This window comes from Neobacillus sp. plas4 (genome assembly GCF_057221695.1).
In genome coordinates, this window is the sequence record NZ_CM170152.1 from 5,334,904 (window position 1) to 5,347,510 (window position 12,607).

At 37.0% G+C, this 12,607-nt stretch carries 9 protein-coding genes; 1 reads left to right on the forward strand and 8 read right to left on the reverse strand.

The genetic code is table 11. The annotated features are described in order from the left end of the window. Window positions 1-16: 16 nt before the first annotated feature. From AC2TFD_RS26700 to AC2TFD_RS26720, 5 genes are all read right to left on the reverse strand, one after another. Window positions 17-1,024, reverse strand: coding sequence for an SGNH/GDSL hydrolase family protein (locus AC2TFD_RS26700; RefSeq protein WP_335514772.1), 1,008 nt, complete (start codon window positions 1,022-1,024; stop codon window positions 17-19). A gap of 87 nt (window positions 1,025-1,111) precedes the next feature. After that, window positions 1,112-2,812: a type 2 periplasmic-binding domain-containing protein gene (locus AC2TFD_RS26705; protein WP_335514769.1), complete on the reverse strand. Its 1,701-nt coding sequence runs from the start codon at window positions 2,810-2,812 to the stop codon at window positions 1,112-1,114. 313 nt (window positions 2,813-3,125) lie between these two features. Then, the gene (locus AC2TFD_RS26710; RefSeq protein WP_335514766.1) at window positions 3,126-5,858 is read right to left on the reverse strand and encodes a sensor histidine kinase; all 2,733 of its coding nucleotides are present in this window, start codon (window positions 5,856-5,858) and stop codon (window positions 3,126-3,128) included. Between the two features lie 27 nt (window positions 5,859-5,885). Beyond that, entirely contained in the window at window positions 5,886-7,448 is a 1,563-nt protein-coding gene (locus tag AC2TFD_RS26715; RefSeq protein ID WP_484674284.1) for a response regulator, read from the reverse strand. Window positions 7,449-7,566: 118 nt separating this feature from the next. Further along, window positions 7,567-8,190: a hypothetical protein gene (locus AC2TFD_RS26720; RefSeq protein WP_484674285.1), complete on the reverse strand. Its 624-nt coding sequence runs from the start codon at window positions 8,188-8,190 to the stop codon at window positions 7,567-7,569. 312 nt (window positions 8,191-8,502) lie between these two features. Here AC2TFD_RS26720 and AC2TFD_RS26725 point away from each other — a divergent pair, with 312 nt between their 5' ends. Next, window positions 8,503-9,519, forward strand: coding sequence for a LacI family DNA-binding transcriptional regulator (locus AC2TFD_RS26725; RefSeq protein WP_484674286.1), 1,017 nt, complete (start codon window positions 8,503-8,505; stop codon window positions 9,517-9,519). Window positions 9,520-9,578: 59 nt separating this feature from the next. Here the strand turns inward: AC2TFD_RS26725 and AC2TFD_RS26730 are convergent, their stop codons facing one another. The 3 genes from AC2TFD_RS26730 to AC2TFD_RS26740 form a co-directional block, all read right to left on the reverse strand. Beyond that, entirely contained in the window at window positions 9,579-9,839 is a 261-nt protein-coding gene (locus tag AC2TFD_RS26730; protein ID WP_335514754.1) for a hypothetical protein, read from the reverse strand. A gap of 201 nt (window positions 9,840-10,040) precedes the next feature. Then, entirely contained in the window at window positions 10,041-10,667 is a 627-nt protein-coding gene (locus tag AC2TFD_RS26735; protein ID WP_484674287.1) for a metal-dependent hydrolase, read from the reverse strand. Between the two features lie 108 nt (window positions 10,668-10,775). Beyond that, complete coding sequence (locus tag AC2TFD_RS26740; RefSeq protein WP_484674288.1) at window positions 10,776-12,569, reverse strand: S9 family peptidase; 1,794 nt, start codon at window positions 12,567-12,569, stop codon at window positions 10,776-10,778. Window positions 12,570-12,607 lie beyond the last annotated feature (38 nt).

Genomic DNA, 12,607 nt, shown 5'->3' on the forward strand with positions numbered 1-12,607 from the left:
TCACCTCCAAAATATTTTAATAGCTGAAAACATTATCTTTTTTAAAATAAGGTTTGAAAGCAGCGGCAAATTTTCGGCCCATTAGTTTGTATCCATCTGCATCAGGGTGAAGGCCATCTGGGAGCAAATTCTCGTGTTCTGCACTTAGAATATCTAATCCATTTACATAGAAAATACTCTCATCACCATTTTTTCTAAATATCTCTACGATTTCCTTCACTTGTTCTCTCATTTTTATTAAAGTCAATCCAACTAGATTTGGTGTATCTTCGCGAAACGTTCCATAAATCGGAGAGCTTAATACGATTGGTACTCTTGGCTGTTTTTCGCGAATAATTTTTATAAAACCAATGATGATCGCTTGGAAGGTACGATGGTTATAACAGTCACCACCGTATATATTAATTCCGGCACTTAATGAAATGAAATCTACAGGAGTATCCCTGATTGTTCGTGCCACCATCGGCTCATATTGACATTGTCCGCTATAGCCCAGACAAATTAAATCTAGATCCAATTCGTTTGCCGTAATAGCCGGCCATGTTTGTGATGGACTTTCAGCCGCGTGGCATTGAGTAATGGAACTTCCGTATGTCAGCCATTTTTTTCTCGTGGATTTGTGTACTTCCCACTTTGCATTTTCATCAACAAATACATTTTTTAATAACACCTGTTGTTGTTGAGATAAGTAAATTTCAACTTTTTTATGATTATTTGATAGACCATCAATTGTAAAAGACGTATCACCTGGCTGCACAATTACAGTTTTTATTCTTTCATGGTCAATAACAACATCAAACTCTACTTCATTTTGAGATGAAGCGAATTCCACCATCATGATGGGAGAATTGGTTTCAAATGTAATTCTCACCCCGGCAGGTATTTCTGCGTGGCCATTAAGAAGGTCTGGAGTATAAAAATCTTTGTCTTTATAAAAAATTCTCAATGGCTTTATAAGTTCGCCAATTTTTTCAAGAGAAATCGCTCCTAATATGGTCTTTTCATCTAAGGTTATAGGATTCACTTTTCCCACCCTTTCTTTTCAACCTCAATAAAAATCCAAATTACAAAAGTATCATACCTTGTAATTTGGATTCATTGTAAAATGATTTTATTCTTTCATTAAATCGGAAACCTTTGGAGCTTTTTCTAACTCAGCCAGGGTTTCACTTCCGCCGTTATTCATCCAATTTTCCACGTATTTATCCCATTCTTTGTCGATGTCAACTTCGCCGACAATTGCTTTCATTCTAAATTCATCGACAATGGTTGTAAGTTGTCCACTATAACGTTTTGTAACATCTCTTAATTTCGTTTCATTTAATACATCATTTTTATATGGGCGGATTAACATTTTCTCTTGCACATCTTCACGAGCATAGAAATCATTTTTTAATTTCATTGTATATTCAGATGTAAACCACTGTACTCTCTCTTTATCATAAGTACGGAAGTTGTAGGCCCAGAATCCTGAATTGCCTTCTTCCTTAGCAAATTCTGGACGCACTTTGAGCGCTGACTTTTCAGGTGTACCTTCCCAATCTGAATGCACTCCGACTTCTCCAAATAATGTCCATCTTGCCTCACTCTCGAAGTTAATATAGTCAAAGATTTGAAGGATTCTCACCAATTCTTCATCGGTTACATCCTTTGAAACATAAAATGCATCTGCTAAATTTCCAACTGGAATAAATGCTCCAACACCCTGCTGTCCATCCTTGCCTATTTCTGGTGCTGTCGCAAGCAATTTTGCAGTTGAATTTGGATTTTCGACGATGTTTTGCGGTGCTCGGCCTTTTGCCCAATCATCCATGGCAATATAGGCAGGCTGTGCAATATAGTAGCCGATCTTTCCTTGCTTGTATTTTTCCCAACTCTTATTATTATCAAGCGTAGTAAATTCAGGGTCTATTAACCCCATTTTGTACCATTTAGCCATTAATTTCAGGAATTCTTTATATTTTTTGGAAACTTCAGTTTGAACCAATTTTCCATCTTCCATAAAGTTATAACCAGGTGCTATACCAAATGCCCCCATTAATGAAGCTGACCAGTGGATTTGATTGTTATAAGGTGAGATACCGTACGTATCATCCTTTCCATTTCCGTCCGGATCATCAAAAGTAAAGGCTTTCAAAATTTCTTCCACTTCATCAATCGTATACGCAGCTTCTGTAAAATAAATTTTTTCACGACCGCCGCTCGGTCCTACTTGCTTGATTTCTCCAGGAGGTTCAATACCTAGTTTTTCCAACCAATCCAATCTGAATGTTGGCCCCCATGGCAAACCATCAACATTTGAGTATTGTCCAATTAATTGTAGATACTCATTATCGGTCCCTTGCTTCAGGTTCCTTTTTGGCCCTGGAGGATTTTCAGATAACATTTTCATATAATTAGGTGCATATTTTTCAAGCATTTCTTTCGGAATCGTTCTAGTTAAACCAGAATCATATAATTCCTGTGCTGTCTTTCCGCCAGTAGTAAATGCAAATGTATCTGGAAGATCACCGGAAGCAACCATTAAGTTCACTTGGTCTGTATTCCAAGTATCCGATTTCGTATTAATGATTTTGATATTAAATTGATCTTCTAATCTCTTTTGTACATAGTTTCCATCCTCCGCCTTGCCTCTTGTGAAAGACCCTGACAGATTTAGTTCAATCTCTTTAGAAAAATCCCCAACTTCAGGCAAGCTGCCTACATCAACTTTTTCTGCCTCTTTACTAGCTTCCTTATTCGAACATGCCGATGTAAAAATTAGTGCACCTGTAACAGCTGCTAACGAAAGTGCTTTCAAACCTTTTTTCACTTTTTCTCCCCCTAACCAATTAGTGTTCACTTTTTCTTTACATATTTGCGTTCGCACTGATGATTAAACCAACTAGGTAAAAATATCCTCCTGTTTTTTTGTCTATTGAAAACGATTTCTGTTTTTAGAATAGTATAATTTCTTTCAAGGAAGTTATACTTTCTTAAGATTTAATAGCACTATTTTAAGCTCCTTTAATTTTTTTAATGTAAATTAAAACTATTTAAAGCTTTTTTATTTTTTACAAAACACAAAAATAGAGGCTACCCCAAAAGAAAAATATCCCCTTGGAGTAAACCTCTAAACATTAGATTTATTTAGCAGCGGGAAGGACAATCGTAACTTTTGTACCCTGACCTAATACACTTTCTATACTAAGCCCATATTTTTCCCCGAAATGAAGCCGTATTCTCCCGTTTACATTGTAAATACCGGCTTTATCCAGCGAAGACGAAGCTAATTGAGTTTTTATGATTGAAAGTTCTTTTTCTCCTATCCCCACCGCATTATCCTCTACAACGATATGAATTTCATCCCCTATCAGCTCACATGAAATATGGATTGTTACCATGTCCTTGGTTTTCCTTGCTCCATGGTGAATGGCATTTTCAATGACAGGCTGTATAATCAGCTTAACCGTTGTATGATTCAATACATTTTCATCTACATCCCAAATGCATTCAAAATTTTCAAACCGGTAGGACATAATTTTGACATAGTTTTTCGTATACGTAAGCTCATCACGCAGTGTGATCGTAAATTGTTCACGATTCGTGATAAAACGGAAAAATCTGCTTAACGATGCAATCATCTCAGTCGCTCTATCCGTCTCATTGGCTTCGACGAGATAAATCAAATTATCAAGCGTATTATATAAAAAATGAGGATTAATTTGCGACTGCAGTGCATTAAGCTGGAGCTCGCGTTTTTCATATTTTAATTGAATTCGTTCTTGATTTGTTATGATCGTCTCATGAATCAATTCTTCTATTCTTTCCATCATTTGATTAAAGTTCTTCGTCAGAGAGTCAACCTCTTCTATTCCAGACAATCGTTCAACTACATCATGATGAGAACCCTTTAAATCAAAGGTTTGAACCAGCTCGTTCAACTGTCCAATCGGCCTGTGCATCCGTCTCGAAATCCAATAGGCAAAAACAAGTAACAAAAGGACGATGAAAAAGAACAGATAGAGGTCACTGATAAACAATTGATTGACCTGTTTTTGAACAGTAGAATTATTATATCTTGAAATAAATTCCCAGTTTAGACCTGTAATTTCTGTACTGTAAGCATGAACATTAGAGCTTTCATCTTCCAGCATTTCCTCTTTACTATCAAAAACTTGTCCAATTTTAAGCGGATTCGGATGGGATAGAATCATGTTTCTTTTATCTGCGAGCATCATTTCAAGACCCGTTTTTTGCCAATCAGAATAATACGTTTCCAACTGATTACTTTCAATATCAACGGTAATAAAGCCAATAATTTTTGAGAATTCTACTGGAGAAAAAATCGGCATTCCAATCACAATGGTAACATTATCAAAGCGATCCCTCTCTAGTGCATAACTAATCTTCCTGCCTGAACTTGTTAAGGTACTCATAAATTCTGAAGCTAGTTTATTCTGCTGAGTGTGCGTGTTTGTATACAGTATCTTTCCAGATTCATCATACATTTTGATGTTTTGCCGTCTTAGTTCGAGGAATTGCCTTCTATCCACTAATTCTTGTCCAATCTTTTCAGTATCATGTTCCATCATGTGATGCTGTATATTATTATTATACGCAATTCGTGCCATTGTCAGCTCTCGCTGGTTAATTTCGTTATTCATCAACCGAGCCATCTTTTCATGTACGGAATGATAGCTTTCCTGCATATCCCCCGAAACAAGATGGGAGGTTTGGCCGTAAAGAATACCAATAAAAATTAATAGCGGCAGCAAAACCGTTATCACAAAATAAAAAAAGAAGCGCTCCCGTAAACTAAGTTTCATGCCGGTCATTTTGTTTTGCTGTACAAGAGCGCTGTAATTCCTGCTTTCTTCATACTCCTTAACAGATTCGATTAATTGATACAGCGGCTGAATAACCTTTCGGCCAATCATTCTTGAAAAAACAATTGCAACCACAGCGGAACAAACGAATGTTATTACAATCATTTTCCACATTAGCTCAATTTGTTTATTATAAAAACCTAATGGATCCTCATAAATAAACTGAAAATTATAATAAGGGATAGTTGAATAATAGAATCCCTTATCTCCTCTCGATTGCAATAATTCCTTTTTACTTTGAGAATTAAGCTCTACTGGTTTCTCCCCTTCTACTTGGTCTCCTTTAAAAAACAGCCTGCCGTTTTGATCATATAAGCGGATTTGACCGGCATAAAAGAGAGAGTCATCAAGACTTTTTGGATTAATAAATACTAAAATGACTCCTTTATGAACCCCGTCTGGGGATATGATATTCGTTCCAAAAAACAAATGATTGTTTAAGTCATTGGAGTCAGATGCTTTCCATCCATTTTCCTCATTAATAGAAGGGAGTTCAATCTTTCTTTTTGCCTCGCCCTTGTTAATAAAGTAAAAGTTATTTTCGACTTCTGTTTTTACCTTCATGCCATTCAAATTAAAATCTACATATTTTTGTTCAGAACTGTATTGAGTTGTTGGTGTAATGATGAGGATATTTTCAATGAGATTATTATTCTGTCTGATTGAATTTAAATAATCCTCAAAACCTGCATGCTGGTAATATTTCCCTGATGAACTTAATTCTGACCCGCTCAATTCATCGATATAACGGATAACAATCTCATTCGTCTTTAGATTGTTTGTCGTATCATAGATATTATTAAACTCCGTTTGCAGTTCATGGGATATCTGTTCCATTCTTAACTCAATCGACGTTTCTTTCTTTTCTTCAATAAAGTTTTTTATTTTTATATAATATAAACTGCTTAACAGCAAAAGAAAGACAAATACGGCGATTAACGAAAATTTTAATAAAAAGGTCTGGAACTTTTGTTTTTTAACTTTTAACATGGTGTTCCTCCTGAGGTCTGACCTGGTTTACTGTTTTCTGAACACTACAGGGGTAACACCTGTTTCATTTTTAAATACTTTGTTAAAATACGAATGACTTTGGAAACCGACCATATCGGAGATCACCTTTATTTTATAATCGGTATTTTTAAGAAGCAGCACCGCTTTTTCAACGCGTACTTGATTGACATAGTCGATAAAATTTTGTCCTGTCTCCTTTTTAAAAATCGCACTGAAATAAGCTTGATGCAAGAATAATCGGTGTGAAATATCCTCAAGTGTAATCCGTTCGTGATAATTTCCAATTACATATTCCTTGGCCATAAGCACATAACTGTTTACATCCTTTTTATCCTGATGGGTCAAATCAAAAGAAATCGTTTCCAACATTTGTGTCAGCCATCGCTTTAATTCCTTCAAAGAATCAATCTCATAAATTCTGCCTAAGACATGCTGCTGGTCAATAGACGGAAGAATAAGCCCTTTCTCTTTAAACCGGAACATAAGGATAATAATAAGTTCAGAACAGGAACTGCGTATTTCAGCAATCGGCAAACCACCAATCCCTTTGCTTGTGTCAAAAAAATGATTAACTAACTCCCCAAAGGCTATTTTCCCTTCCGATTTCATCGACTCCATCAGATGATTTTCTATTTTGTTCACATGGTCTAACATGAAATTTGGAAGCTCTATTTGATTACCTCTATTACCATCTACATTCAAATCTTCATGGAAGATTACCGTTTCATATTCACTAAAATATTTATAGCTATAGGCGTAAACCGCCTCATTATAGGAACGGCATATTTCTTGGTAGGTGGATGCTGGATTGCCAACCCCAACAACAAAATTCTCCTGATTTTTAAACATGTCACCAAGATGATCTCTTAGTGAATCAATGAACAAGTTAATTTTAGGAAAAAGATTCTGTTTCGAAATAAGCTTAGAATTGGTACTTAACACAATCAGACTATTCCCGTAAAACAAAATTGAAACTTGGTAACGATTCCAAAAATCCGCTGCCAGCTCTGTAATCTTCTGCCTGATTGAAAAAGTGGACACCTCTTTAAACAGTCGATCAAAGGAAAAAATGGCGACTCTAAAGCTTTGGGAATGCTGACCCCAATAGTCCGCATACTGTGATAGATTATCGCCTTTTATCAAATCCAACAGCATTAATTCCTCGGCCCGATTCACTTCTTTTATCACTTCATCTTCTCTTAATTCTTCTGCTAGTTTCGTAAAAACATTAAAAAAGTCATTTTTCATCATTGGCTTCAACAAATACCCCTTCACACCAGAGCGAATCGCCTCTTGGGCATATCTAAAATCATCATAAGCACTAAGAATGACGACTTTTATTTCAGAGTATGATGTTTGTATTTCTTTCGCCAGCTCTAATCCTGTCATCACAGGCATACGAACATCTGTCAAAACGGCATGTGGACGCTCCTGTTTAATGAGTTCCAATGCTTCAACGCCATTTTCTGCTATTCCAACTACTTCGAACCCTACTTCAGACCAAGGAAAAAAATGAGCCATTCGGTCACGGATGTTTTTCTCATCATCAACGATGATTATTTTGTACATAATAAGGCCGCCCCTTTCTTTCAAAAATTCAGAGAAACGAATATATAATTGTTAGTTTATTAAACTAATAAACTAGTAAGTGCATTTAAAAGCAGCTTAATTTTCCTATATCATAGGACTAATTTAGATAATGGATAAATTTTTTAACTTCACCGATTCGTTCCGTATTTGCCAAAACAGCTAAAATAAGCGGTTCGTTCCTTTCAGCAAGTGAAGAGAAATAAGAAACCTTAGAGACATCTATTCCAGTTATCGCTGAATGATTCGAAGAATATTTTTTTTCTTTCCAATCCTCGATGCCGTTTATGCTGCTTAAATCATATAAATTACCCTCTTTATTGAATTGGTGAAAAGTCTTTTCATCTAAAAGAAGTACATCCACATCTTTTGCCGCAATCTCCGCACCTAATTTTTGAATTTTCCCTAATGCAGCTGGGTTGCCCGATGCCTCGCTTGTGTTAACCGATTGGACATGTAATTGTTCTTCTTGAGAGCGTTTACTATTAATAGTAAATGGTTCTATCTCTTTTTGAACTTCTATTGCTAGTCCGTCATGAAAGTTTTCCCCAACCATCCGTACTTCCAGCATCTCTTTCGGTTGATTCGCAAATGTATTAAATCCGATAAAAAGAAAGAAAATGACCACAATGACGGCAATAAAGTGAAAGGAATAATATTCAATTAAATATTCTATTTTTGCTTTGGTTGATAAAGGTTTTAGTCGTTCTCTTAACTTTTGCAATATATTGTCACCTCTTGTCTATTATTTTAGCATACTAATCAAGTACCTAACAGAGTTACTATTTTTTGGATTTATCGATCCTATCAAAAATTTTTAAGATTTGTATCAACAATAACACGAATTTACCAAACCGGTACGAAATATGTCAATTCATTTTGAATTTTGAATAAAATATCTAATTATCAGGCAATTCAAAGTACCATTGAAAAAACATTCAGCTGCTTCATGTTATCGTTAACACTATTTCCTTGATAAATGTTAACGAAATACTTTAAAATGGAAGTAAGTTTCATCTAATTAGGGGGAGTACGATTGGTAACGATTTATGATATAGCAAAAAAAGCCAATGTCTCTGCTATGACCGTCTCTCGAGTGATTAATCATTCAGATAAAATCAGTGAAAAAACGAGAAAAAAGGTTGAGGCGGTTATTAAAGAATTGAATTATATACCAAACAGTTCTGCGAGAAGCTTAGTCTCAAAAAAGTCGAAAATTTTATCGTTAATGATTACCGATATATCTAATCCGTTTTTTACAAGTGTCGCTCGTGGTGCAGAAGACAAAGCCCTGCAAATGGGGTATCAACTGTTGCTTTGCAATAGTGATGAAAATATTGAAAAAGAATCAAAATATATTGATATGCTTATATCAACAGGATCAGACGGTGTGCTGCTGGCACCGGCGAGTGACTCTTCGAAAAAAAACATCCGTAAGCTGACAAAACATAATATACCGTTTGTATTAATCGATCGCTACCTTGAGGATCTGAGGTGTGATCAAGTTTTAAGTGATAATGAAACAACCACTCGAAAGTTAATGGAACATCTAATTGAGCAAGGACATAAAAGAATTGCCATCATCAATGGTCCTCTAGATGTTGCCACATCAAGGGAACGTCATCAAGCGTATTGTGATACTCTTCAATTACACGGGCTGCCGCTTAACCAAAATTGGATTCACCAAAGTCCATTATTCCAGGATACCGATGTTTCCAGTACGATTAAAAAGCTCATTCAGTTGCCTGTAAGTGAGCGTCCGACTGCTATTTTTGCGACAAGTAACTTTTTAGGTTTAAATACAGTAAAAGCTCTAAAAAAATTTAACATAAAAATCCCTGAAGAGATGGCTGTCGTTTGTTATGATGGGGTACCCAATTATACGGAGAATGAGCTTTTTCTAACAGCTGCCGAACAGCCTTCCTATAATTTTGGATATATGGGAGCTCAAATGCTCATTGAACGGATTGAAAAAACAAGTCCAGAAACTCCAAGGAAAATTGTACTTCCTGCAGAATTCCATATACGAGCGTCTTCCCTTTATAAAAAGTAGGGCAAGAGGAATATATCAAGAATGTAAAAAGGAAGGGGAATCCCCTTCCTTTTTTGAAATCAAGAAAATCCTGCTATTGCAACTAAAATTGCTAAGCCTACGAGCAGGATAAAAGCTAAATATCCAATAATACTTAAAATGGTAACAATCCAGCCAATCACTTTGCGATCCGTCTTAATTAAATAGATTCCTAACGCAATGGCTCCAAAAACGAAACCTAAAATCCCCCAAAGAACAGGGCTTTTGCCATACTTTTTAGCATCAATCGCCAAATAAATCGTAATGATAATATTGATTGCGAATCCAAAAAAAGCTTCCAATCTTCTCTCTCCTAACTATGTATCAAGTATTTCATTAACATTATACCAGAAGATTCTGCTATATTTTAATTGTTTTCCCAGAAGTAAACAGTTAGGCGATCATGGCAGGGGGCAGGGAGGGATTCCTACTTCTAAATATCGGTTGCTATAAATTGCTTCGAGTGACCGTTACCTACGGTCACTCGAACCCCGGCACCGTTTCTATAACTCTACCGAAGAAACAGGTAATAACAGCTTAATCCCCCGTTTATTAAATGGCAGTATTTTTAGATCTGCTATTAAATGACTAATATACCCAGCTAGACAAGTGTAGAAGACACCATCAATCCCGATGGATATTTCTAGCTTCGATGCGATAATCCCATAGAATATGACGCCCAATATCGAATGGGTATAGCTGCGGTGCGAAGTCAAGGACGCGATGATGATATAAACCCCAAGCAGAATCAGCCATGTTTCCGATAAAGAGACGCCTCCTATCAGTACTGCGATTCCTGTGATCGTTAACATATGCTTTTGTTTGATGAATCCTGAAATCACCATAATCCCTAATCCAATCCCGAAGCCAAGCCATTTCTCTGTCGCGCTGCCTTCATATAAACTATAAAAAATCATCAAGATCCCTATCAACTGTGCAGCCATCCGAATGACTTTATGGGATAAGGTAATTTTGCCGCGAAGCTTTCCATCAATATCAAGATCGGGCATTAATCCCGAAACGGCTCCTAATCCGACAAACAAAAGGGTCTCAGAAGGAGAGGTTTGAAACGTGTTGGCTGCGATAAATCCTGTTGCAGCGCCAATTGCTGCGTGTGCTGTACCATTCATTGTTGATTACACCCCAATTCAAATATCACTCTCCTTATCTTACAACAAAACATTTGTTCTGTTTAGAAATAAATTTCAAAACCATACTATTATCCTATGAAATCATCCCTAAACAGAATCATTTCCTAAGTATTGTTGAAGAAATTCAGCCATCTTCGCATAGGAATCTACTTTATTTTTTAATTTCACCATCGTATGTCCTTCCTCTTCGATACGAATAAAGGTAACAGGGTGATTTCGTGCCTTTAGTTTCTCGACAATCTGCTCGGATTCCTGGACCGAAACACGCGGGTCATTCACTCCATGTATAACCAGTAATGGGGCTTTAATTTTATCAGCATGATTCAGGGGATCAATTTGATCAAAAAACTCCCCATCCTTTTCAATCGTTCCATATTCAGCCTCTCTCAGCTTTTTCCGCCATGGGCTAGTTGTTTTTAAAAACGTCCTCAGGCTCGACATACCAACAATATCAATCGCAGCTGCCCACAAATGCGGATAATGACTAATGGCAGCAAGAACCATAAATCCCCCGTAGCTGCCACCAACGATGGCTATCTTATCGGGATTAATTTCCCCTGTTTGTTTTAGCCATTGTACTAAAAAGATAATATCCTTGAGCGCATCCATTCGTTTTCGGCCATCATCAAGATGCGTGTATGTTTTTCCATAACCTGTGCTGCCGCGGATATTTGGTGCCGCCACCGCATATCCTTCGTTTAAGAAATATTGTAAAAAAGGACTGTATACCGCACGCGTTTGACTTTCTGGCCCACCGTGAATATAGACAACAACCGGAGATTTCTCCTTCGGCTGCTTGGGTTTGTAGTAAAAGGCAGGTATTTCAAGGTGATCAAAAGATGGGTAGGCGATGAGTTCGGGCTCCACTAATTTTTCCTTCAAAATTGGTGTACGGGAAATGTACGTTAGCCGATGCGCCTGCATGGTACTGATTTCAACCTCCCATATATCCGAAGGAAGTGCAGGCCCATTCAGTACAAATCCGACCTTTTGCTGGTCAGGGGAAAATCTGAGATTCATGATCACGCCCAATGGCGTTGCCCACGTATAAAGGCGAGTACGGTCCAAGTCCACTAAATATCCTTTTGAAATCCCCCCTTCGTTCATCGAAAACGCTAACTTGTTTTTATCCTTATTCATGACGAGGTTTTCAAAATCCCATTCTCCCTGCTCAAGCCAAGTCAATTGTTTACTGGCTATCTGAATGAATGCGAGTCCATAGAATTCGCTGTCCTGATTAGTTAATAGATAAATATGATCGCCAGTTTTATTAAAATGAAAATCTTTATAGCTTGCTTCCCCCTTATGCCCAGTAATCCAGTCCATTTCGCCCGTTAAAAGTGAAAATACCCCTAAATCATGATCAAGGGGCGAGTTTGCCTTTTTAACCAATAAGGAATTTCCATCTGGAAACCATTTTTCAACTAAATACGTTCCATTGGCGGCGAAAACAAGCCGGATTTCCAATGTCTCTAAATTTTGAATATAGATATCTAAAAATTCCTGGTTACGTCGGTTGCTCGACCAGGCAATCCATTTTCCATCGGGTGAGCTGTCGCCAAACAAATGAAGATGCTCAGGAGAGTTTGTCAGCGCGATTTTTTCGCTACCCTCCTTTAATAAATACAATTGCTCCTTTTCATCGCCATCACTATCCATCCCAATAATAAGGTCCGATGTATTCGCAATATATTTGATAAAGGTAATCCCCTTCATCGAGAAAGAAGTTTGGGCTGGCCACCTGTCACCTCGGTCGAGCTCCCATATCTGCGGTAATCCCGTAAAATCAGAAATGAAGCTTATCCTTTTACCTGTGGGATCATATTCAAAACTTTTCACCATACGCACATGGATAAAAGGGTCAATGGTTACTTCCTCCATTACATTACCACCATTCATAGATTGAGTTATTATTACTC